Source organism: Janibacter sp. GXQ6167 (genome assembly GCF_041365945.1).
GTDB lineage: Bacteria > Actinomycetota > Actinomycetes > Actinomycetales > Dermatophilaceae > JBGFSK01.
In genome coordinates, this window is record NZ_JBGFSK010000002.1 from 271,095 (window position 1) to 292,302 (window position 21,208).

The following is a 21,208-nucleotide window of genomic DNA, read 5'->3' on the forward strand; positions in this document are numbered from 1 at the left end:
CCACCTACGACCTTGGCGCTCGTCCCAGATCGGGACGAGCGCCAAGGTGGTGAATCAGGGGCGAAGGGGGATCAGAGCCGCTTGCACTGGTCTTCCTTGTTGCCCTTGACGACGTTCTTGTAGCCGGTCGGCTTCGGGCTGTTGCTCTTGCACTGGAGGTTGCCGTCGACCCGGTTGCTTCGGATCGTGGTGGTCCCGCGGTTGGAGAAGTACTGGATGTCGCCGTCCACCCGGTTGGAGTGGGCGCGCTTGGTGCCAGTGTTGCTCTTGGCCTGGATATTGCCGTCGATCCGGTTGCTCACCACGTAGTGGTACTTGCTCGAGTTGATCTGGACGTTGCCATCGACGGTCGTCTTCAACACGACGACGCTGCGAGCGCCGCTCGCCTTGATGTTGCCGTCGACCTTGGAACTCTCGACCCGCAGGCGGCCGTTCTTGCTGACCGTCACATTGCCGTCGATGGACGAGCGCTTGATCGTGCAAGTGGCGCCGGCGGGCACCCGCACATCGGCGTCGATGCTCTTACTCGTGATCGTGCCGCGACAGGTGCGGGTGTCGGCGCTCGCGGGCGCCGCCGTGGCGATCATGGCCCCGGTCGCCAAGGTAGCGACGAAACCGGCGGAGACGAGGGTCTTGGTCGTGCGCATGGTCGTACGTCCTCTCGGGTCTGACCGGCATCTCCGGTCGGTGTGATCACCACTGTGGGCGCGCGAGATGACGCCGGGATGAGCCGTCGATGAGGGGCTTCTCATCGAAGAGCCTCGGCCGAAGGGAGAAGGGGGGCTCCCCCCTTCACCTCATTGACGGCGCCGGGTCGCGTCGGGACTGCGCCGCACCAAGCCAGCGGCGAGCAGGCCCGCGATCGCGGGGATGACGAGGGCGATGATCAGCAGGGCCACCCAGGGGATCACGATGACCGGTCCGCCGACGGTCGAGGCTTGGGTGAGGGGATCGACGGTGTCGATCGTTAGCGGGATCGCGATCGCAATCCCCGGGACAAACCCGATGACGACACCAAGGACGACTCCGAGGGCCGCGAGCACCCAGGTCTGCGTGCCCGCCATGAGCCGGCGGGTTCGGCGATCGGCGCCCACTGCGGCGAGGGTCGCCTGATCCTGCTCTTGCTCGGCGAGGCTGAGCGCGGTCGAGGTCAAGGTGACCACGAGGAGCAGAGCGGCGAAGATGCCCAGCAGGATCGCGGTGAGGAGCAGCGTCGGGTCGCGGTAGCCCTGCTCCAGTTCCACCCAGCCTCGGTCGGCGAGCGTCGCCTGGAGGGTGGCGGTGGTGTCGTCGGTGATCGGTGTGGCGCTGTGACCGACGAAGGAGGTGGCGGTCGTCGGCCACTTCTGCTCCGCCGCGACCTCCGACGGGACGATCACGCTCGACCCCAGCGAGGGACCCATGAGCTCTCTCGTGAGCGGACGGACGACAGCAGGCAGCGCGATCTGACTCGCGACCTTCACCGTGTCCGGGTCGAGGGGTGGCGGGGCACCGTCCGGGCCGAGCGCCTCCGGATCGCTGTCGACGATGGCCGTCGCGGCCGCGAGGGTCAGCTCACCGTCGGCGGTCAGATCGGCTTCCCCGGGACGGCTGAGGACCACCGCGCCGCCCGAGCGCACCGTCTCCGCGTCGCGGCCGGAGAGCGAAAAACGACGCACGATCTCGTCGGCCGGGAGGAAGGCGATCAGCCCTTCGGAGGTGTAACCGGTCCCGACCCGCGTGCAGGCCTCGTCCGCCACTTGACCGGTGCCAGAAGGGTCGAGCAGCAGGACGGCGGTCTCGCGCGCAGAGCATCCGGGTGGGAGGGCGAAGACAGCGAGGGCGCTCTGCGCGCTGGGGGTTGGCTCGCTGAGGGGGTCGGTGACCGAGGAGACCTGCACCCAGGTGATGGTCGGCGCGTTCCGGGCGAGCGATGCCGCGAGGTCGTTGGCCTGAGACGGATCGCTCGGGACGGCGATGGCCTCGCCGATCGTCGTTCGCGGGGTGTACTCCTGCCGTTGCTGCTGGTTATCGCTCGCGGATCCGATCAGGCCGACGGTGAGGGCCGCGGTGCCCGCGAGCACGGCGGCGATGGTCGGGGCGCTGCGGGAGCGGTGCCGGGCCATGTCGCGCGTCGCGAGCCGCAGGGGGAGCGGGAGCAACCGGCCGATCCGACCGAGGATCTCCAGCAAGGTCGGGATCACCAGCATCGACCCGAGGACCAAGGTGATGACGGGAAGGGCGACCAGGAAGGAGTAGGCCATCGGGTGATAGGCGGCCCAGAGGACATAGGCGCCGCTCGCCCCGGCGACGACGAGCCCGAGGAGGGCCAGAATCCGCCGCGGCGCAGGGGCGGCGCTCTGCCCCTTCATCACCCCCATGATGTCGAGTCGGCCGAGGCGCTGCGCAGGGGCGATGGCGGCGATGAGCGAGGCGAGGACCGCGATCGCGAGGACCGCAAGGACGCCCCAGACGGGGATCTCGAAGGGGCCGAAGGGGGTGCTCGTGTCCCGCACCACCCACCTCGCGATCCACGCCCCGATGACCCCCGCAACCGTCCCCGCGACGGCGCTGATCCCGCCGAGGACGATCGCTTGGGCCAGCACATGGCGGCGCAGTTGTGCCGTCGTCGCCCCCTGGCTGGCGGCGAGGGCGAGGGTGCGTCGTTGCCGGGCGGCCGAAATCGCGAACGCCGGACCCACGAGCAGTGCGGTCATGACGAGCAGGAGCGTCCCTCCAACCACGGCCATCTGGGCGTCGGTGCTCTGCGTCGAATCACTCGGGTAGTTCGGGTCGGCCGGGTCAAGGGCGGGTGGGTTCTCGAGCACGCTGCGGGACCAGACCGTGATGCCGTAGGTGTTGAGGTGCTGCACCTCGGCCCAGTCGACGGGCCGGTCACCGAAGAGGACGAATCCGGTCAGGCCCGGTTCAATCCCCGCCGCACCGGTCGTGACGAGCTCCGGCGGGCTCCCCGGATTGAGGGCGCGGGCCGTCCCGACGATGCTGACCTCGGCGGCGTCGGTGCTGGGCGAGTCGTTCCTCGGCCGAAGGGTCAGGGTTCCGCTCGTCGGCAGGCCGTTTTTCGCGCCGAAGGGGGTCACCAGCGCCTCGCGGGTCGAGCGCGGCCAGCGACCGGAGACCAACTCGACGCGCTCGCCGAGGCGCTCGGGTTCGGGCGTCGCGAGGATCAGGGGTTGCACCGCTCGGTCCCCGATTGTCGTGTACCCACCTGCCTCCATCACCCAGGTGGCGGGGCGGCCCGTGAGGTCCCCGATCGCCTTGGCTTTCGCGTCCAGGTCGCCCGTGGTGACCGCGGAGCCGGCTGCCGCCCCGCGCCCGAAGCCCGGCACCGGCGTCGGGGCCGTGGTGCCTTCGCCGAAGTACAGGCTCGGGTCGGGCGACTGAAGGGGACGGACCGTGTCGGGCCGGCTGAGGTAGGCGACGCCGGAGCCCATGGTGTAGGGGATCTGCTCGGCCCCCTTCACCTGACTCGTCGCGCCGATGGTGAGGCCAGCGGTGAGCAGCGCGGTGGGCACCCCCACCATGATCAGCACGACGAGGCTGCGCCCCACATGGCGGCGGAGATCGCGCCGCGCCAGCCGCAGGGCAACCTGCCAGGAGCTGCGCCACGCATCGAAGCGGGTCCCCCCGCGGTGCGAAGGGGGTGCGACGGCCGGCGAGCCCCCTGCACTCGCCGGCCGCCGGGTCATGGTGGTCATCGCGGGATGCTCGGCGTGAGGAGATCCTCGACCCGATCGGCGATACCGGTGGAATCCACGATGCGGCCATCGCGCAAGAAGACGACCCGGTCGGCCCACGCCGCGTGTCGTGCCTCGTGGGTGACGAGGAGTCCGGCGACGCCCCCGTCGCAGCGTTCGCGCAAGACCCGCAGCACCTCTTCGCCGGTGGTCGAGTCCAAAGCCCCGGTCGGTTCATCGGCGAGGACCAGGCGGCGTCCGCCGATCAGCGCGCGGGCGATCGCGATCCGCTGCTGTTGGCCGCCCGACATCTGGTCCGGGTATCGGTCGGAGAGGGGCTGGAGGTCCATCAGCGCGAGGATCTGACGGGCCGCCCGGCGGGTGGATCGAGCGCTCACGCCATCGAGTTCGAGCGGGAGCCCGACGTTCTCGGCGGCGGTGAGGCTCGGGATCAGGTTGTAGTCCTGGAAGACGACACCTATCCGGCGGCGGCGGAGCTCGGAGATCTCCCGGGGGGCCATGGTGGTGAGGTCCTGGCCCGAGACGATCACCCGCCCGGAGCTCGCGCGATCAAGCCCCCCAGCGAGGTTGAGCAGCGTGGACTTGCCCGATCCGCTCGGCCCCATGACCGCGACGAGTTCACCCGGCATCACGGTGAGGTCGACGCCATCGAGGGCGCGCACCGCGGTTGGGCCGGAGCCATGGACTCGGCTGACGCGCTCGAGGACGAGGACCGGCTCGCTCATCGCGGGGTCACCTGGACGTCGTCGACCTCGCTCGCCGAGGCCGCGGCTCGCGCCCTCGGCGGGCGGTGATGCCGAGCGAGGCGAGCCTCGACGTGATCGAGCCAGCGGACCTCCCCTTCGGCGGCGAAGATGAGGTTTTCGACGACGAGGAGCCAGGCGAGTTCGCTCTGATCGAGGGTGCGACCATCGCGCTCGGCGCTTTGGGCCTGCTGCTTGAGCCGGGTGAGGTCCCGCAGGTGCTTCAAGCTGGCGGTGCGCTGGGTCTGGACGACAGCGGGGACGTCGACCCCCGGGGCGGTGACGGCGAGCGCCAGTTTGATGACGAGTTCGTCGCGCGGGGTGTCACTGCGATCAACCGGGCGCGACCACCACTGCGTGACGGCGCTGCGCCCAGCGTCGGTCAGGGTGTAGGCGATCCGCCCTTCGTCATCGGCCGCTCCGGCGGTGACAAAACCATCGCGCTCGAGGCGGCCAAGGGTGGTGTAAACCTGCCCGATATTCAGCGGCCACGTGCCGCCGGTCCGCGACTCGAACTCCGCGCGCAACTGGGCGCCGTACATGGGTTCTTCGGAGAGCAGGGCCAGCAGCCCGAGCCTGACCGACATGACGACTCCCTACCGAGTATGTGAGCACCTGCCGCGACTGTATACCCGGTATTGATCGGGTGTCGAGGGATCGGGGCGAACGGATCGTTCGGACGCCGGGTGTCCCCTTAAGGCACCAGCAGGATCTTGCCGATGTGGGTGCTGGATTCCATCTCCTCGTGGGCCGCAGCGGCCTCGGCCAGCGGGTGCGTGGAGTGGATGATCGGGCGCACGGCACCCTGCTCGATGAGCGGCCAGACGTGCTCGCGCACCGCGGCCACGATCGTCGCCTTCTCCTCGGCCGGACGAGCGCGAAGAGAGGTCGCAATCACTGCCGCGCGCTTGGTGAGGAGCGCCCCGAGGTCGAGCTCCCCCTTCCGGCCGCCCATCAGGCCGATCACGACGAGGCGCCCATTGATGGCGAGAGCGGCGACATTGCGGGGGAGGTATTTGGCCCCCATGTTGTCGAGGATGACATCGGCGCCCGCCCCGTCCGTGGCCGCCTGAACCTCCTCGACGAAGTCCTGCTCGCGGTAGTTGATCGCGACATCCGCGCCGAGGTCTCGGCAGAACTGCAGCTTCTCCTCGGTCCCTGCTGTCACGATGACGCGCGCGCCCGCCGCCTTCGCCAACTGGATCGCCATCGTGCCGATCCCGGATGAGCCGCCGTGGACGAGCAGGGTCTGGCCGGGCCGCAGGTTGGCGGTCAAGAAGACGTTGGACCACACCGTGCACGCCACCTCGGGCAGGCCGGCGGCGTCGCGGAGGGAAACGCCCGTGGGTACCGGAAGCACTTGGGCAGCCGGTGCGAGCACCTGCTCGGCGTACCCACCGCCGTCGATCAGGGCGCAGACGTCGTCGCCGACGGCCCAGTCGCTCACGCCCTCGCCGAGGGCGCTGATGGTCCCGGAGACTTCGAGACCGGGAAGGGGGGAGGCCCCCTTCGGCGGCGGGTAGAAGCCCTTGCGCTGCATGACATCGGCGCGGTTGACCCCGGCCGCCGCGACGTCGATCACGACCTGGCCGGGGCCCGCGACCGGTGCCTCGACATCGGCGAGGGCGAGGACATCGTCTTCGGGGATGGTGATCGCACGCATGTATCCCACGCTACTCACCCGCGAACGTTCGGGGGCGCTGCCGCCACGTGCCGGTTGATCCCGCGAAACTCCGAGATTCCCGTGGAGTTCCCCGAGATAACGGGAAGTTCCCGCGACCCCGGCGGAAGGGGGTGGAGGTTACGCGTCGACCTTGGGCTGGAGCTCGGCGGGCAGGTGGCCGGACGAGCGCTGGTAGAACTGCGCCGCCTGCCGGGTCGCGAAGGTGCGCGCGAGGCCCATCGCGACACCGACGAGCGCGGCGTAGGCGAGCGCCTCGCCGAGCGGCACCTGCGGGTTCCGGGGGTCGATCTCGATGTCGCGACCCGACTTCTCCCACACCGTCGTGATCACCTTGTTGGCCACGATGCCGGCGATCACGGCCGAGCCCGCGCCCAGCACCTTCCACACAAGCTTGTCCATGGTGTCCCTCTCGGCTCACCGACATCGATGGGAGGCGCGCCGCCAGGTGACCACGCGGAGCCCGTCGGGCTCGAAGAACATTTCGTCGGTGCCTTCTGCTGAAGAACTCTAGCCACCCCGCGCGGCGCGGACGGGCCCAGGGCGTCGGCTATCCTGGCCGCGCACGACAGGGGAGCGCGCTAGCGCTGAGAGTGCGGAGAGATCCGCAGACCCTCGGACCTGATCCGGTTCGCACCGGCGGAGGGAGTCGAGACTCGCCCGGACGTGCCGCAGGACGAGCAGTTGCCGTCCGGCGGCCACGGACGGCCTCTTCGCAATTGACGCCGTTTTGAGGAGGCGAACCATGGCGATCACCGCCACCCGTACCCACCGCCGCACCGCCATCGGGGCCGTTGCCGCCGCACTGCTTCTCGCCGGCTGCTCCCTCGGGGGCGGGTCGAGCGAGCCGGCCGCGACCACCGGTGCCGACGGCAAGGCCTGCGCCGAAGGGGGCAGCGTCACCGTCATCAGCCACGAGTCCTTCGTGCTCTCCGACGACCTCAAGAAGCAGTTCCAGGACACGACCGGCTGCGAGCTCAAGCTCACTACCGCCGGCGACACCGGCGCCCTCACCAACCGCCTCGTGCTCACCAAGTCCAGCCCGGTCGCTGACGCCGTCTACGGGATCGATAACACCTTCTCCGGGCGCGCCGTCGCTGAGGGCATCCTCGAGCCCTACGAGCCGACGCTCCCCGAGGGCGCAGCCGACCACCGCCTGGAGGGCGAGGGCGCGAAGGTCCTCGCCCCGATCGACTTCGGCGACGTCTGCGTCAACATCGACAAGGTCTGGTTCGACAAGAAGGGGCTCACCCCTCCGGAGACCCTCGATGACCTCACGAAGTCCGAGTACAAGGACCTCTTCGTCACTCCGGGTGCACCGACCTCGAGCCCGGGCCTCGCCTTCATGCTCGCGACGATCGCCGAGAAGGGTGACGACTGGGAGCAGTACTGGCGTGACCTCAAGGCGAACGGGGTGAAGATCACCTCCGGTTGGTCCGATGCGTACAACGTCGACTTCTCGGCCGGCGAGGGTAAGGGCGATCGGCCGATCGTCCTCTCCTACGCGAGCTCGCCCCCCTTCACCATCCCGGAGGGCAAGGAGGAGCCGACCACCGAGGCACTCCTTGACACCTGCTTCCGTCAGGTCGAGTACGCGGGCGTGATCAAGGGCGCGAGGAACGAGGCCGGCGCGAAGGCCTTCGTCGACTTCATGCTGAGCGACGACGTGCAGGCCACGATCCCGGACGCGATGTACATGTTCCCCGTTTCGCGCAATGTGGAGCTGCCGAAGATCTGGGCGAAGTGGGCGCGAACCCCCTTCAGCCCGTACGGCATTGACCCCGAGCGGGTGGCGTCCGAGCGCGACACGTGGCTGAAGGAATGGTCGGCGATCACGTCCTGACCGCGGGGCGCATCATGAGCGTGAAGGGGGAGCGCGCCCGCCTGGCCGGGTGGGTGGCCCTCGCGCTGGTGCCGCTGGCCTTCCTCGCGATCTTCTTCCTCCTGCCGCTCCTCGGCATGCTCGGGCGCGGCCTGGCCCCGGACGGTGCGCTGGATTTCTCCGGCGTCACCGAGGTCCTCGGACGGTCGCGAACCCAGCGGGTGATCGCCTTCACCGTCGGGATCGCGGCGCTCGCGACGGCGGTCACGGTGGTGTTGGGGGTGCCGGTTTCGTATGCGCTGCACCGGCTTTCGATCCCGGGGGCGGCGGTGCTGCGGGCGATCGTCGTCATGCCCTTCGTCCTGCCGACCGTCGTCGTCGGGGTGATGTGGCGCTCCCTTCTCGCGCCGTCGGGTCTGCTCGGTGGGTTGGGGTTGGACGGGTCGTGGGTGGCGATCCTGCTCGCGATGGTCTTTTTCAATGTCGCCGTCGTCGTGCGCACGGTGGGCCCGGCGTGGGAGGGGCTCGACCCGCGGACCGCCGAGGCGGCGGCGGCGCTCGGGGCCCCGCCGCGGGTCGTGGCCCGCACCGTGCTGCTCCCGGCGCTCATGCCGTCGGTGCTGTCGGCGGCGAGCGTCGTCTTCCTCTTCTGCTCCACGGCTTTTGGCATTGTGCTGACGCTCGGCGGGCTGCGCTACGCGACGGTCGAGACCGAGATCTACCTGCTCACGACATCGATGCTCGACCTGCGAGGGGCCGCGGTGCTCTCGCTCGTGCAGCTCGTCGCGGTCGCCGCGATGCTGTGGGTGACCGAGAGGATTCGCGCGCGGACGAGCGGGGTGACGCGGAGGGGCCGGGTGGCGGCCCCCCTTCGTCCGGTGGGCTGGACTCACCTGCCTGTCCTCGCCGCCACCGGCATCGTGCTCGTGCTGGTGATCTTGCCGATCGCAGGCGGCGTGATCCGCTCCCTTCGTCGGGGCGATGAGTGGACGCTCGCGAACTACGCCGGGCTCGCCGACACCTTCCCCACCGTCGGGGTCAGCCCCCTGACGGCGCTCGGGTCGTCCTGGCGGATCGCGGTCGATGCGGCGCTGCTGGCTGTTGTGCTTGGGCTCATCGTCTCGCTCGTCGTATCGCGGCGGCCGAGATCACCCGGCTGTCGGCGCGTGCTGTCGGTCCTCGACGCGACCTTCATGCTGCCGCTTGGGGTCTCCGCGGTCACGATCGGGTTCGGCTTCTTAATTACCCTGGATCGCCCGCCGCTGGACTTGCGGTCATCGCCGGTGCTCATCCCGATCGCTCAGGCGATGGTGGCGCTCCCGCTGGTGGTGCGGACCATCGCCCCGGTCTTGCGCGCCGTCGACCCGCGCCAAGGCCAGGCGGCCGCAACCCTCGGTGCCTCGCCGTGGCGATCGTGGCTCACCGTCGAACTCCCATTGCTCTGGCGGCCCCTCCTTGCCGCCGTGGGTTTCGCGCTCGCGGTCTCGCTGGGAGAGTTCGGGGCGACGAGCTTCTTGGTGCGGCCGGACAAGCCGACCCTGCCCGTCGTGATCTATCAACTGATCGGGCGCCCTGGGGCCGAGACGCAGGGGGTGGCGATGGCCGCCGCGGTCCTGCTGACGGTCGTGACGGTCGCCGTGATGGGGCTCGTCGAGCGCCTGCGGGTCGGCAGTGTCGGGAGTTTTGCGTGAGGAGGTGGTGAGGCGATGACAAGTGCAGAGGCACCCCCTTCGACGGGGCATGTCTCCGGACTAGGGCTCGATGACGTGCGCGTGCGCTTCGGGGAGTTGGCCGCGGTGGATGGGGTCTCGCTGAGGTTGCCGCCCGGTGACGTGCTCGCGGTCCTTGGGCCGAGCGGGTGCGGGAAGTCGACGCTGCTCCGCGCCGTCGCCGGACTCGAACCGCTCGCGGGCGGTCGGATCACCTGGGAGGGCGCGGATCTCGCGCGGGTGCCGACGTATCAGCGGGGTTTCGCGATGATGTTTCAAGATGGGCAGCTCTTCGGGCACATGTCGGTGGCACGCAACGTCGCTTATGGCCTGAAGCTGAAGGGGGTGCGCGGCGCCGAACTCTCCGCCGAGGTCGACCGGCTGCTCACCCTCGTCGGGCTGGAAGGGCGCGGCGACGATGTCCCGGCAACCCTGTCCGGTGGGCAGCAGCAGCGCGTTGCCCTCGCGCGGGCGCTTGGGGCTCGTCCCCGGTTGCTCCTGCTCGATGAGCCGCTCTCCGCGCTCGACCGAGACCTGCGCGAACGCCTCGCGCTCGACCTTCGGACGGTGCTCCACGACACCTCGACCACGGCGGTGATGGTCACCCACGATCGGGACGAGGCCCGAGTCGTCGCGGACGTCGTCGCCTTGATGGACCACGGCAAGCTCACCGCCTTCGGCGCCCCGGAGGACGTGCTCGGGCCGCGCTAGTTCCTAGTGGGGTGCTGGGGGTGCCCGGCGCCGCACCCTCCGCAGGCCGCCGTTGGAAGTGGGGTGCTGGGGGTGCGTGGCGCCGCACCTTCCGCAGGCCAGCGGCGACGTGAGGGAGGATCGGAGCATGACCGCGCGCGTGCTCGTCGTCCACCACACCGTCTCCCCGGCCGGGGACCTGCTCCTCGAAGCCGCGCGCGAGGGGCTGGCCGTCGAAGACCTCGGCGATGTGACGGCCGATGTCCGGCCGGCGTTGTCCGCGACCGCCGCGGACCTCCTCGCGGCCGATGGCGTCGTCCTGATCACGCCCGCCAACATCGGCTACATGTCGGGGGCGCTCAAGCACTTCTTCGACACCGTCTACTACCCCTGCAAGGACGCGACCGACGGGCTGCCTTACGCCGCAGTGGTGCACGGCAATCAGGACCTCTCGGGCGCGGTGCGTTCGATCACTTCCATCGCGCGTGGGATGGGCTGGGTGCCGGTCGCGAATCCCGTCGAGGTCTTCGGCGCTGTGGAGAAGGGGGACCGCGAAGCCGTCTGGGAGGTCGCGGCCACGGTGGGCGCCACCGCCTCGGCCGACGACTAATCGCGGCTGGCTGAACCCCCTTCCTCAGCGCTGGCCCAATCGGGCGAAGGGGGAGCGGCATGCGAGAGTGAGCCGTGCCCTCGATCGATCCCGAACCCACTGGCCTGCCGGCGCAGACCTCACCGGGCGCCGTGGCGAACGCCCGGCCGAAGGTGCCTCGGGAGGTCTGGGTCCTCGTGGCGGCGGCCTTCGTCATCGCCGTCGGGTACGGCCTGATCTCCCCGGTGCTCCCGCAGTACGCCCGCTCCTTCGACGTCGGCGTCGCGGCCGCCTCGGTCATCGTCTCAGCGTTCGCCTTCTTCCGACTCGTGTTCGCTCCGGCGGGTGGGGCGCTCGTCGCCCGACTCGGTGAGCGCCCGGTCTACCTGGTGGGCCTCATCATCGTCGCGCTCTCGACCGGCGCTGCCGCCTTCGCGCAGACCTATTGGCAGCTGCTGATCTTCCGCGGCCTCGGCGGCATCGGGTCGACGATGTTCACCGTCTCGGCGATGGCGCTGCTCGTGCGGCTCGCGCCGCCGACGATCCGGGGGCGGGTGTCCTCGCTCTACGGGAGCGCGTTCTTGATCGGTGGGATGTTGGGGCCGGTCTTCGGTGGCGCGCTGGGGGGCTTCGGGATGCGCCTGCCCTTCATCGTCTACGCGATCGCGCTCTTCATCGCGGCGGCCGTCGTCGCGGTCTTCCTCACGGGAGCCTCGCTGCGTCCCGAACCGGGTGCCCCGGTGCTGCCGCGGATGGCCGTTCGCGAGGCGTGGAACCATCGCACCTACCAAGCAGCGATGGTCTCCGGCTTCGCCAACGGGTGGTCGAACTTCGGTGTGCGCGTAGCGATCCTGCCCCAGCTAGCGTTCGCCGTCATCGGCACCACCTGGGCCGCGGGTGTCACTCTCGCGGTCGGCGCGGTGGGGACGGCCCTCGCGCTGCAGGTCTCCGGGCGCCTCGCCGACACCGTCGGTCGTCGCCCGCTCGTCATCGCCGGCCTCGCCGTCAGTGCCCTCTCGGTCGGGGTGATCGGGTTCGCGGGCTCGCTGATCGTCTTGCTGATCCTCGCCGCGATCAGCGGCGCGGGCGCAGGCCTCATGGGCCCCGGGCAGCAAGCCGCGGTCGCCGACATCGTCGGCTCGGATCGCTCGGGTGGCCCAGTGCTCGCGGCCTTCCAGATGTCCTCCGATGCTGGCGCGATCATCGGGCCGGTCTTGATCGGTGTCGTCGCCGACCGCTTCGGGTTCGAACCAGCCTTCGTCGTGGCCGGCGTGATCTCTCTGCTCGCGATCACGCCGTGGTTGCGCGCCCCCGAGACCGCACCCTCCCTTCGCTCAGCGGGCTGACGCGGGTATGTCCTCGAGTGGGGTGTCAGGCAGGGGTGGAGCGATGTGCCGGATTGGTATCTCCCCGTACCCGTCGCCGTGATTGGCGTCGCCACCGTCGGGCTGGTGATCACCATGGTCATGGCGCTCGCCGAGAGGCGGCTGCGATGGACCCGACGTCATGCCCTCGCCGACGCCGAAGGGAGCATGAGGTGATCGTGTCGCTCGATCCGCAATCGGCGACTCCGGCGTATGAACAAATCCGGGACCAAGTAATCAGCGCTTGCACGGCGAGGGGCTACTCGCAGCCGAACGACTCGCCCGCCGACGCTCGGGTCGGTCCCGTGCTGGCTCCGTCATCACTCAGCGTGATGCCGTTCAGCTCGGCCTGCGTGAACGGCTCACCGCCGCCGGCGGCGTCGATTTCGTTTGAGACCTCAGCGCCACGGGCTCGCAGTTCATCCCAGGTGGTGTCCGTGGTGATGTCGCCTTCGATGACGACCTCACCACTGCCGAGTTGGGGATCCCCATCCCTCGTTCCGAGGATCCAGGTCGTCAGCCGGAAGGGCCCGCCGTCGAACGAGTCGCCCAAGGACGTCGTGATCGCGGCGGTGAAGGACCCCCAGCTCAGCAGCTTGATCTGGCCAACGCCGGTACCTTCGCAGTTCGCTCCTTCATAGACGTCGTCCGGTGTGCCTAGAAGGGCGATGAGCTGCTGTTCGGCGTCGGCGGCGGGGGTGTCGAACGGGACGCTGCCCACACCTTGAGCGTTCAGCACGATGGCGTCGGGGGCTAGGGAACAGCGGCAGAGCACAATCACCGTGATCTTCGCAGCGTCAGCCGAGGCCGCAGGGTCAGCGCTCACGACCATCTGGTAAGCCGACTCGGTGGCGTTGTCGGCGGGGAAGATCACCGTGTAGGTGCCATCATCGTTGGCGACCGTTGAGACAGGGTCGCCGTACAGCTTCGTCGCCTGGGCGTACGAGTCCCCGGGCTTCACCTCATCGATCGTCCCGGCCTTCTCCGGGTCGATCGCCACCAGCGTCTTGTCCTCGCTGAAGACATACGAGCAGTCCTGCCAGACGATGACGAAGAGGGTCTTGCCGTCTTCGCTCAGGCCCCTCAAATCCCCCTTGAAGGGCTGAGCGGCATCCCAGCCGGGGAAGTCCGCTTCGGCCCCCTTCACCTCGTCGTAGGACTGGCCGAGTTGCGCGCGCCCGAGACCGGTTGAGGTGAGTTGGGTATCGGCGGTGCCCTCCTGGATGGCCTTCAGGCGCTTGATGAGTTGCTCGGGGTTGGCGGCGGTGACGAAGAGGCCATTGCCGGCCTCGGCGACCTGGTGGAGTTGTTTGCTGGCCTTGGCATCGGTATGGAAGCCGACCGTGGAAATGGTGGCCTTCGGATGCGTCGCGATCACGTCCTTGGCGGCCTGGTCCGGGTTGGGCGGCGCGCAGGTCTCGATCCCGTCGGAGATCAGGACGATGTTGGCCGGCTGGTCAGCGGGGACCTCTTTACCGGCCTTCGACAAGGCCAAGGCGATCGGTGTGAAGCCGCGTGGTTTCAGTCCGGCGACAGCGTCCTTGAGGGTGTTCTTGGCGTCGGTCGTCGCCGGGGCCATGGGAGCCAGGGTTTTCACGTCCTGGCAGCCCTCGGACTTCTCGGCTGACTTCGTGCCAGTCGACGTTCCGTACGCGATCAGGCTGACCGGCGTTCCGTCGGGCACGGAGGAGATCAACTCGGTGGCAGCCTGGCGCGCCGCGTCCATCCGGGTGGTGCCCCCATCCCGCGTGCGCATCGACCCCGAACTGTCCATGACCAGCACGAGCGGCGGGAGGTCAACCGTGCTCGAGGGCGAAGACTCCGCGGCCCGGGGCGCACTTCCAGCACACCCTGCAAGCGCAATCGACGCCACGGTAGTGATCACGAGCCAGCGGAGACGACGAGATCCCATGTCTCCTAGTCAAGCTCCGTGGGATGGGCGTCAACAGTCGACAGATCCGGGGATCGGCAGCGAGGCCACGAGGTGTGCTCGCTCGGTCATCGTGGCGTGCGACACAATGACGTGGCATGAGCACCCACATCGGCGCCGAACCCGACGAGATCGCCCCGCGGATCATGCTGCCGGGGGACCCCCTTCGAGCACGATGGATCGCCCAGACCTTCTTCGAGGGGGCCCAGCTCTACAACGAAGTGCGCGGGATGCTCGGCTACACCGGCACGTATAAGGGCGAGCGGGTCTCGGTCCAAGGCACCGGGATGGGGATGCCGTCGATATCGATCTACGCCACCGAACTCATGGCCGACTACGAGGTGCAGCAGTTGGTGCGGGTCGGTTCCTGTGGCGCGCTCGACCCCGACCTGGCCTTGCGCGATGTGGTGATCGCCCCGGCGGCGGCGACCGACTCGTCGATGAACCAGTTGCGCTTCCAGGGCATCGACTACCCCGCGACCGCCGACTACGAACTGCTGAGCAACACCGTGCGGGCCGCACGCAAGGCCGGGCGCGATCCGGTCGTGAGGTCGATCGTCTCATCGGATTCGTTCTACTCAGATCGCCCCGAACTCGTCTCGCAACTCGTCGAGTACGGCGTCGTCGCGGTCGAGATGGAGGCGCACGCGCTCTACACGCTCGCCGCGAAATACGACTGCCGGGCGCTCGCGATCTGCACGGTCTCGGATCACATCGTGAGCGGGGCTGCGGTGAGCGCCCATGACCGCGAGCAGAGCTTCACCGAGATGGTCGAGATCGCCCTCGATGGGATGCTGCGGACCCCCCTTCCCTGACCCCCCTTCCAACGTTGCTTAAGCACGTCCTCGTTGCTCACCCTGGAGGGTCGGCAACGAGGACGTGCTTAAGCAAGACAGGGAGGGTGGGGGAAGGGGGTGAGCGGTCCCCCTTCCCCCACGCCGGTTAGATCAGGCCGGAGGAGTGCAGCAGGCCGCCGACCTCGCTCGCGTCGAGCTTGTTGACGATCCGCTTGCGGATGAAGGCCGGGCCCGGCACCTTGACCTCTTCGCCATCACGCAGGCGGCTGGAGGCATTGAGCAACGCCCGCACGTCGTACGTCGAACCCCACACCTCGGGGACGCCGCGCTCGATGTCGAGCAGTTGGTAGGCGGCCTCCATGCCGGTGCGCACCGAGTACTCGGTGGTGAAGATGCAGTCGCGCGTGGTCTCGGCGAACTGGCCGATGAAGGCGAAGTTCACCGCGCCGTCCGGCACGACGTCCGGGCGGTCACCGGCCTGGCGCGGCATGAAGAACGAGGTGACGTACGGCATCATCACCGGCACGCACTTCGCGCCCGTCGCGGCGAGTTCGGGGATCTCCTCGACGGGGACGCCCATGTGGTAGAGCCACTCCTGCGTGATCTCCTCGCCCGTGCACTCCGCCATGGTCTTCTTCACGTAGTCGCCGGGGCGGTCGACGAAGAGGGAGTACACCCACACGACGATCTGGTCCTTCGGCTGCTGCTTGAACTGAGGCTGCCGGTTGACGGTCCACGACAGGAGCCACTTCGAGTCGCGGGCGGTCACGATCCCGCCGGTCACGGTGCGGCCGGAGAAGGGGTCGCGCTTGCAGACCTTGCGGATGTACTCGGGGATGCGCTCATCCAAGGTCGTGACGGTCGCCGACTCCCACTTCGTCTCATCGATCGAGGAGCAGAAGACCTCGGGGCGCCCGAAGGAGGGATCCTTGCGCGAGAGGCGCTTCCACAGGTCCCACGCGGCGGCCGGGCCGCGATCGAGTTGCGCAGCCGTGTGGTGGTCGCCGTTATCGGAGTTGTCGACGAGCGAGCCGATCGTCATCAGGACAAGGTCATCCTCGCCGAGGTCGACGCCCCCTTCTTCGCCCTGGTGGATCCAGTGGATCCGGGTGGCCTTCTTGCGCTTGGCGGTGATGTCGAAGTCGACATCGGTCACCTCGGTCTCGAACTGGAAGTGGACGCCCTGGTCCATCAGCCAGCGGGTCATCGGCAGCACGAGCGACTCGTACTGGTTGTAGCGGGTGAACTTCAGCGCGGAGAAGTCCGGCAGTCCGCCGACGTGGTGGATGAAGCGGTGCAGGTAGAGCTTCATCTCCAAGGCGCTGTGCCACTCCTCAAAGGCAAACATCGTGCGCCAGTACAGCCAGAAGTTGCTCTCGAGGAAGTCCTTGCCGAAGACCTCGTTGATCCGCTTGTTCTCCATCTCCTCGCGCGTCGCGAAGAAGACCTTCATCAGGTCCTTTTGCGCCGCCTCGTTGAGGGTAAACAGGCCGGGGTTGGGGTCGGGCTCGCCGCGGCGCTGGGTGACGCGCTGAAGGGAGAAGTTCGGGTCGTCTTTGTTGAGCCAGTAGAACTCATCGAGGACCGAGGCGCCCTCGACCTCCAGCGAGGGGATCGAGCGGAAGCAGTCCCACAGGCATTCCATGTGGTCTTCCATCTCGCGTCCGCCGCGCATGACGAACCCGCGCGCGGGCTCCTTAATGCCATCGAGTGCGCCGCCGGGGAGCTTGATTCGCTCGAGGATCGTGATCTGGTCGCCCGGGACCTGGCCGTCGCGAATCATGAACACGGCCGAGGAGAGCGAGGCGAGCCCCGCTCCGACGAACCAGGCGTGCTTGCGCTCGGCGCCCTCGGGCTTGCGCGGGCGGGCGAAGGCTTCGTAGTTGCCGCTGCTGTAGTACATGGCACTCCTTATCGAAGGTGAAGAGGAGGCGCCGGCTTCGTGGGGTAGTCGACGTCGGGCCGCGTCCGCTACGATGCTGAACGCGCTCATTTATGAGCGTACTCATTTTAAGTCGGGGTGCAACTGGCAGGAGCAGATGTGCAGGCGGCGGAAAGCACGATGCACATCTGGCAGGCGCCACCCATCACCTGGACGCGCTTGTCCGCCTCACCGTGATCGCCTATCGTCGCCAAAGTAAGCAAGCGCTTAGTGATGGGGCGATGGCCGCCCCGTGTCGCCACATGTACGGAGGAGCCATGCCGGACCGCACCGAACACCGCGAGGGGATCCGCGAGTACGCATCCCCGGAGTCGGTCCCGCTCACCGAGGATCAGGTGCTGGCGCGCCTGCCCTGGCGCCGGGCGGCGGAGCGTCCCGACCACCCGTCGTACAGCCGATGGGTCGAGGACCGGTGGCAGGAGATCACGGCTTCTCAGCACTTGGCCTCGGTCATCGAGACCGCCAAGGGGCTCATCGCTTCCGGTGTGCAGGCGGGCGACCGAGTCGCGCTGATGTCCGACACCCGCTACGAGTGGCTCCTCATCGACACCTCGATCTGGGCCGTCGGTGGCGCGACCGTCCCGATTTACCCCTCATCGTCCGCGGCCCAGGTCGAGTGGATCGTGACCAACTCTGGGGCGCGCCTCCTCGTCGTCGAAACCGAACGGATGCGTGATGCTCTCGTCGACGCCGACCTCGGTGACGTCGAGATCCTCGTCCTCGACACGGGTGCCGTTGACGAGCTCCGGGGCCGGGGCTTTTCCGTCGCCGATCACGAAGTGGAAGAGCGTCGCGATGCCGTCCGCTTGGACCAGCCCGCCTCGATCATCTACACCTCCGGGACCACCGGCCGCCCCAAGGGGTGCGTGATCGCGCACCGCCACCTCGCTTCCGAGGTCCATGGCCTGCTGCAGCACCCGATCGGCCAGGTCGCGGTGGATGGGCACAAGACGATGATGTTCCTCCCGATGGCGCACGTCCTCGCGCGTTCGGTCGCCTACGCCGCGGCCGAAGGGGGCGCCACCGTGGGCTTCTGGGCGGACTTCAAAACGATCGTCGACAAGTTCGACACCTTCAAGCCCGACATGGTCCTTGGGGTCCCGCGCGTCTTCGAAAAGGTCCACGACGGCATCCGCGCCAAGGCGCACCGCTCGGGGCCGGCGGTCGCCGAGATCTTCCGTCGCGGTGAGCGCGTCGCGATCGAGTGGAGCAAGGCGAAGGGGGGCTCTGGCCTCGGCCATGCTCGTCGCCCTGGGCTTCGCCTGCGGGTGGAGCACGCGATCTTTGACCGGCTCGTCTACCGCAAGGTTCGAGCCGCGCTCGGCGGGAACTGCCAGTACGCGATCTCCGGTGGCGGCGCCCTCGGCGAGCGCCTCGGCCACTTCTTCCGTGGTCTCGGCGTCCCGCTCTACGAGGGTTACGGCCTCACCGAGTCCTGCGCGGCCATCACCGTCAACGGCCCGGGCTGCCAGCGGATCGGCACGGTCGGGGCGCCGGTGCCCGGCAACGCCGTGCGGATCTCCGGCAGTGGCGAGATCGAGTTGAAGGGCGCCGTCGTCTTCGACGAGTACTGGGATCATCCCGAGGCGACGGCTGCCGCCTTCGATGACGGCTGGTTCCGCACCGGCGACCTTGGCTCCCTGGACTCCGACGGCTATCTGACGATCACGGGTCGCGCCAAGGAGATCATCGTGACCGCGGGAGGCAAGAACGTCTCCCCGGGGCCGATGGAAGACGTGCTCCGCGCCCACCCGCTCATCAGCAACGCGATGGTCGTCGGCGAGGGCCGCCCGTACGTGGGCGCGCTCATCACTCTCGAGCCCGACGCGGTCGCGCACTGGGCGACGGAGCAGGACCTCAACCCGGACGATCTGCGCGCGCTGATCCGCGGGGAGGCCCTGCGCGCCGAGATCCAGACCGCGATCGACGAGGCGAATGCCAGCGTCTCGCGCGCGGAGGGCATCAAGCGCTACCGCCTGCTCTACGACGACTTCACCGAAGAGGGCGGCGAGATGACCGCGACGCACAAACTCAAGCGTCACGTCATCGAAAAGTCCCGCGCCCGCGCGATCGAAAAGATCTACCGCTAGGGCGCGGCGACCGGTTAGCGGTTCTGGACGACCTGGATCGCGGCCGGGGTGACCGGGTCGAGGATGTCGTCCCAGTCGTGGTGCGTCCCGACGTACTTCTTGACGTAGGGGCACATCGGGACGATCCGCAGACCCTCGTCCCGGGTCGCGTCGAGCGCCTGCTTGACGAGGGTTCCCGCGAGTCCGCGCCCGCCGAACTCCTCGCCGATCTCGGTGTGGAAGAAGATGCGCTGGCCGTCATGGTCGACGAACTGGGTGAACCCAGCTGTGCCTTCGTCGACGTCGATCTGGTAGCGGTCGGGGGAACTTTGACGGGTCACTGTTTCAGCCATGTAATTGATCCTGTCACTAGTTAGCGCCGAGGGGTAGCCTTCAGCAAGGCGCGCGTCGAGGCGCGTCGGATCAAGGGGTTGGGCGATGACGAACACATCCGACGGCGTCGAGGTGCTTCAAGGTCGGGACGTTCCGCTCGGTGGCCTGCGGGCCATCACGGTACGGCGCACCCTGCCTCACCGGGACCGCTCCTTCATTGGTGCCTGGTGTTTCGTCGACCACTACGGCCCCCAGGATGTCGCCCCGAACGGTGAGGGTGGGATGGACGTGCCACCCCACCCGCACACCGGACTCCAGACCGTCTCCTGGCTTTTCCAGGGCGAGATCGAGCACCGCGATAGCGGCGGCGTGATCGGTCCGGTCCGCCCGGGCGAGGTCAATTTGATGACCTCGGGGAAGGGGATCGCGCATTCGGAGGTCTCCACCCCGCAGACGCGGGTGCTCCACGGTGTCCAGTTGTGGGTAGCGCTGCCGGAGGCCGATCGCGACACCGCGCGAGCCTTCGAGCACTTTGCTCCCGAGCCCGCCGACCTGCCAGACGGTGCCGGGACCGCTCGGGTCTTCCTCGGGACCCTTCCCGGCGTCGCCTCGTCGCCGGTCCAGACGTACACCCCGCTCATGGGGGCGGAGTTGCACCTCAATCCCGGGACCACCCTCGACCTCGACGTCCAGCCCGACTTCGAATATGGGCTCCTCGTGGACTCCGGTGACATCACCTTCGAAGGGGAGAAACTGCCGCTGGCCGCGCTCGGCTGTGTCGAGCCAGGGCGCCGGACGCTGCGGATCGAGGTCGGCGACGAGCCGGCCCTGCTGATCCTGCTCGGCGGCACCCCCTTCGAGGAAGAGATCGTGATGTGGTGGAACTTCGTCGGCCGTGATCACGACGAGATCGTCGCCTTCCGGGAGGAGTGGCAGGCGCGCTCGGATCGCTTCGGCGAGGTGCCGGGGTATGTCGGGCGGGTGGAGTGGATCCCCGCGCCTGAGATGCCGCCGCTTCGACTGCGGGCTCGCAATCGCCGAGGCAAAGTGCCTCGGTGAGTGACGACCAGAGGTCGGCCCGCGATGTCCTCGAACCGACGAAGGGGGATCCGCCGGGCGCGCGGAGGTGGGCCGACTACCTGGACTGGATGCGCGAGACGATCATCGCGGGCGTGACCGGGCTGGATCCGCAGGCGCAGCGAAGGGCGCTGGTCCCGAGCGGGTGGACGCCGATCGAGTTGCTGAGCCATGTGCTCCACATGGAGCAGCGCTGGTTCATCTGGGGATTCCTCGGCGAGCGCGTCGATGACCCCTGGGGCGATTGGACTCACCCGGAACCCTCGGACTCCGAGGCCGATGCGCGCTGGGTCGTGGCCGATGGGGTTAGTGCGCAGGAGCTCGCAGAGCGCCTACGGGCAATCGGTGCCCGCACCCGCCAGGTCCTTGCCGAGTACCCACCGGGTGCGGTCGCGAGACCGGGCGGTCGCTTCTTAGATGACCCACCGACGCTGGAGTGGATCTGCTTCCACGTCCTTGCCGAGTACGCCCGGCACGCGGGGCACCTCGACATCGTCGTGGAGTTGCACGGCTCTCGGCAGGAGACGCCCGGATCGATGGACTTCGCCGTCACGGGTGACCATCCGATCCCTCGAACCGGTGGGGGAGGACAATGGCGAGATGACTGATGCCGCGCCGATGCTGCACCCTTCTCGCCGCTCGCAGGTGGCCCCCTTCGCCGTGATGGATGTCCTCGCGCGAGTGGCAGCGATGCGAGCTGAAGGGCGCGAGGTCGTCTCTCTCTGCGCGGGTGAGCCGAGCGGCGGCGGGGGGGAAGAAAGACG

Annotated in this window: 19 protein-coding genes and 1 riboswitch; of the genes, 10 read left to right on the plus strand and 9 right to left on the minus strand. The window is 68.7% G+C overall.

Annotated elements, in window-relative coordinates:
- Positions 1–71: 71 nt before the first annotated feature.
- From AB8K43_RS04125 to AB8K43_RS04150, 6 genes are all read right to left on the minus strand, one after another.
- Positions 72–647 (minus strand): hypothetical protein, encoded by a 576-nt coding sequence (locus tag AB8K43_RS04125; RefSeq protein ID WP_370891774.1) that lies wholly within the window; start codon positions 645–647, stop codon positions 72–74.
- A 150-nt stretch (positions 648–797) separates the two neighbouring features.
- Positions 798–3,698, minus strand: coding sequence for an FtsX-like permease family protein (locus tag AB8K43_RS04130; RefSeq protein WP_370891775.1), 2,901 nt, complete (start codon positions 3,696–3,698; stop codon positions 798–800).
- Entirely contained in the window at positions 3,695–4,423 is a 729-nt protein-coding gene (locus AB8K43_RS04135) for an ABC transporter ATP-binding protein (RefSeq protein WP_370891777.1), read from the minus strand. Before AB8K43_RS04135 ends, AB8K43_RS04130 begins: the two co-directional genes overlap by 4 nt.
- Positions 4,420–5,028: a PadR family transcriptional regulator gene (locus AB8K43_RS04140; RefSeq protein WP_370891779.1), complete on the minus strand. Its 609-nt coding sequence runs from the start codon at positions 5,026–5,028 to the stop codon at positions 4,420–4,422. Before AB8K43_RS04140 ends, AB8K43_RS04135 begins: the two co-directional genes overlap by 4 nt.
- A 107-nt stretch (positions 5,029–5,135) precedes the next feature.
- Complete coding sequence (locus AB8K43_RS04145) at positions 5,136–6,104, minus strand: NAD(P)H-quinone oxidoreductase (RefSeq protein ID WP_370891781.1); 969 nt, start codon at positions 6,102–6,104, stop codon at positions 5,136–5,138.
- Positions 6,105–6,242: 138 nt separating this feature from the next.
- The gene (locus AB8K43_RS04150) at positions 6,243–6,524 is read right to left on the minus strand and encodes a DUF4235 domain-containing protein (protein WP_370891783.1); all 282 of its coding nucleotides are present in this window, start codon (positions 6,522–6,524) and stop codon (positions 6,243–6,245) included.
- A gap of 158 nt (positions 6,525–6,682) precedes the next feature.
- Positions 6,683–6,787: riboswitch (TPP riboswitch) on the plus strand.
- An 80-nt stretch (positions 6,788–6,867) separates the two neighbouring features.
- Here AB8K43_RS04150 and AB8K43_RS04155 point away from each other — a divergent pair.
- From AB8K43_RS04155 to AB8K43_RS04180, 6 genes are all read left to right on the plus strand, one after another.
- Positions 6,868–7,965: a thiamine ABC transporter substrate binding subunit gene (locus AB8K43_RS04155; RefSeq protein WP_370891784.1), complete on the plus strand. Its 1,098-nt coding sequence runs from the start codon at positions 6,868–6,870 to the stop codon at positions 7,963–7,965.
- On the plus strand, positions 7,932–9,635 hold the full coding sequence (locus AB8K43_RS04160; protein WP_370891786.1) for an ABC transporter permease: 1,704 nt from the start codon (positions 7,932–7,934) through the stop codon (positions 9,633–9,635). The genes AB8K43_RS04155 and AB8K43_RS04160 overlap by 34 nt, the downstream gene beginning before the upstream one ends.
- A 15-nt stretch (positions 9,636–9,650) precedes the next feature.
- Positions 9,651–10,364 (plus strand): ABC transporter ATP-binding protein, encoded by a 714-nt coding sequence (locus tag AB8K43_RS04165; RefSeq protein WP_370891788.1) that lies wholly within the window; start codon positions 9,651–9,653, stop codon positions 10,362–10,364.
- A 127-nt stretch (positions 10,365–10,491) separates the two neighbouring features.
- Complete coding sequence (locus AB8K43_RS04170; RefSeq protein WP_370891790.1) at positions 10,492–10,953, plus strand: NAD(P)H-dependent oxidoreductase; 462 nt, start codon at positions 10,492–10,494, stop codon at positions 10,951–10,953.
- Positions 10,954–11,036: 83 nt separating this feature from the next.
- Complete coding sequence (locus tag AB8K43_RS04175) at positions 11,037–12,278, plus strand: MFS transporter (protein ID WP_370892093.1); 1,242 nt, start codon at positions 11,037–11,039, stop codon at positions 12,276–12,278.
- Between the two features lie 45 nt (positions 12,279–12,323).
- The gene (locus tag AB8K43_RS04180; protein ID WP_370891792.1) at positions 12,324–12,473 is read left to right on the plus strand and encodes a hypothetical protein; all 150 of its coding nucleotides are present in this window, start codon (positions 12,324–12,326) and stop codon (positions 12,471–12,473) included.
- Between the two features lie 82 nt (positions 12,474–12,555).
- Here the strand turns inward: AB8K43_RS04180 and AB8K43_RS04185 are convergent, their stop codons facing one another.
- Positions 12,556–14,208, minus strand: coding sequence for a VWA domain-containing protein (locus AB8K43_RS04185; RefSeq protein WP_370891794.1), 1,653 nt, complete (start codon positions 14,206–14,208; stop codon positions 12,556–12,558).
- A 116-nt stretch (positions 14,209–14,324) separates the two neighbouring features.
- Here AB8K43_RS04185 and deoD point away from each other — a divergent pair, with 116 nt between their 5' ends.
- Positions 14,325–15,041: a purine-nucleoside phosphorylase gene (gene deoD / locus AB8K43_RS04190; protein ID WP_370891796.1), complete on the plus strand. Its 717-nt coding sequence runs from the start codon at positions 14,325–14,327 to the stop codon at positions 15,039–15,041.
- Positions 15,042–15,168: 127 nt separating this feature from the next.
- Here deoD and AB8K43_RS04195 read toward each other — a convergent pair whose 3' ends face one another.
- Positions 15,169–16,926, minus strand: coding sequence for an oleate hydratase (locus AB8K43_RS04195; protein ID WP_370891798.1), 1,758 nt, complete (start codon positions 16,924–16,926; stop codon positions 15,169–15,171).
- Between the two features lie 296 nt (positions 16,927–17,222).
- On the opposite strand from AB8K43_RS04195, the gene AB8K43_RS04200 reads away from it, so the two are divergent.
- Positions 17,223–19,055 carry a long-chain fatty acid--CoA ligase gene (locus AB8K43_RS04200; protein WP_370891800.1) on the plus strand — a complete coding sequence of 611 codons (1,833 nt, stop codon included), beginning with the start codon at positions 17,223–17,225 and terminating at the stop codon, positions 19,053–19,055.
- A gap of 14 nt (positions 19,056–19,069) precedes the next feature.
- On the opposite strand, the gene AB8K43_RS04205 is transcribed toward AB8K43_RS04200, so the two are convergent.
- Positions 19,070–19,387, minus strand: coding sequence for a GNAT family N-acetyltransferase (locus AB8K43_RS04205; RefSeq protein ID WP_370891802.1), 318 nt, complete (start codon positions 19,385–19,387; stop codon positions 19,070–19,072).
- An 85-nt stretch (positions 19,388–19,472) separates the two neighbouring features.
- On the opposite strand from AB8K43_RS04205, the gene AB8K43_RS04210 reads away from it, so the two are divergent.
- Positions 19,473–20,426, plus strand: coding sequence for a pirin family protein (locus AB8K43_RS04210; RefSeq protein ID WP_370891804.1), 954 nt, complete (start codon positions 19,473–19,475; stop codon positions 20,424–20,426).
- On the plus strand, positions 20,423–21,052 hold the full coding sequence (locus tag AB8K43_RS04215; RefSeq protein ID WP_370891806.1) for a DUF664 domain-containing protein: 630 nt from the start codon (positions 20,423–20,425) through the stop codon (positions 21,050–21,052). The genes AB8K43_RS04210 and AB8K43_RS04215 overlap by 4 nt, the downstream gene beginning before the upstream one ends.
- The last annotated feature ends 156 nt before the right edge of the window (positions 21,053–21,208 follow it).

What these genes read in the sequence shown, in the direction of transcription:
- AB8K43_RS04125 (WP_370891774.1), bottom strand. Translation starts at nt 647, where the DNA reads ATGCGCACGACCAAGACCCTCGTCTCCGCCGGTTTCGTCGCTACCTTG.
- AB8K43_RS04130 (WP_370891775.1), bottom strand. Translation starts at nt 3,698, where the DNA reads ATGACCACCATGACCCGGCGGCCGGCGAGTGCAGGGGGCTCGCCGGCC.
- AB8K43_RS04135 (WP_370891777.1), bottom strand. Translation starts at nt 4,423, where the DNA reads ATGAGCGAGCCGGTCCTCGTCCTCGAGCGCGTCAGCCGAGTCCATGGC.
- AB8K43_RS04140 (WP_370891779.1), bottom strand. Translation starts at nt 5,028, where the DNA reads ATGTCGGTCAGGCTCGGGCTGCTGGCCCTGCTCTCCGAAGAACCCATG.
- AB8K43_RS04145 (WP_370891781.1), bottom strand. Translation starts at nt 6,104, where the DNA reads ATGCGTGCGATCACCATCCCCGAAGACGATGTCCTCGCCCTCGCCGAT.
- AB8K43_RS04150 (WP_370891783.1), bottom strand. Translation starts at nt 6,524, where the DNA reads ATGGACAAGCTTGTGTGGAAGGTGCTGGGCGCGGGCTCGGCCGTGATC.
- AB8K43_RS04155 (WP_370891784.1), top strand. Translation starts at nt 6,868, where the DNA reads ATGGCGATCACCGCCACCCGTACCCACCGCCGCACCGCCATCGGGGCC.
- AB8K43_RS04165 (WP_370891788.1), top strand. Translation starts at nt 9,651, where the DNA reads ATGACAAGTGCAGAGGCACCCCCTTCGACGGGGCATGTCTCCGGACTA.
- AB8K43_RS04170 (WP_370891790.1), top strand. Translation starts at nt 10,492, where the DNA reads ATGACCGCGCGCGTGCTCGTCGTCCACCACACCGTCTCCCCGGCCGGG.
- AB8K43_RS04185 (WP_370891794.1), bottom strand. Translation starts at nt 14,208, where the DNA reads ATGGGATCTCGTCGTCTCCGCTGGCTCGTGATCACTACCGTGGCGTCG.
- deoD (WP_370891796.1), top strand. Translation starts at nt 14,325, where the DNA reads ATGAGCACCCACATCGGCGCCGAACCCGACGAGATCGCCCCGCGGATC.
- AB8K43_RS04195 (WP_370891798.1), bottom strand. Translation starts at nt 16,926, where the DNA reads ATGTACTACAGCAGCGGCAACTACGAAGCCTTCGCCCGCCCGCGCAAG.
- AB8K43_RS04200 (WP_370891800.1), top strand. Translation starts at nt 17,223, where the DNA reads ATGCCGGACCGCACCGAACACCGCGAGGGGATCCGCGAGTACGCATCC.
- AB8K43_RS04205 (WP_370891802.1), bottom strand. Translation starts at nt 19,387, where the DNA reads ATGGCTGAAACAGTGACCCGTCAAAGTTCCCCCGACCGCTACCAGATC.
- AB8K43_RS04210 (WP_370891804.1), top strand. Translation starts at nt 19,473, where the DNA reads ATGACGAACACATCCGACGGCGTCGAGGTGCTTCAAGGTCGGGACGTT.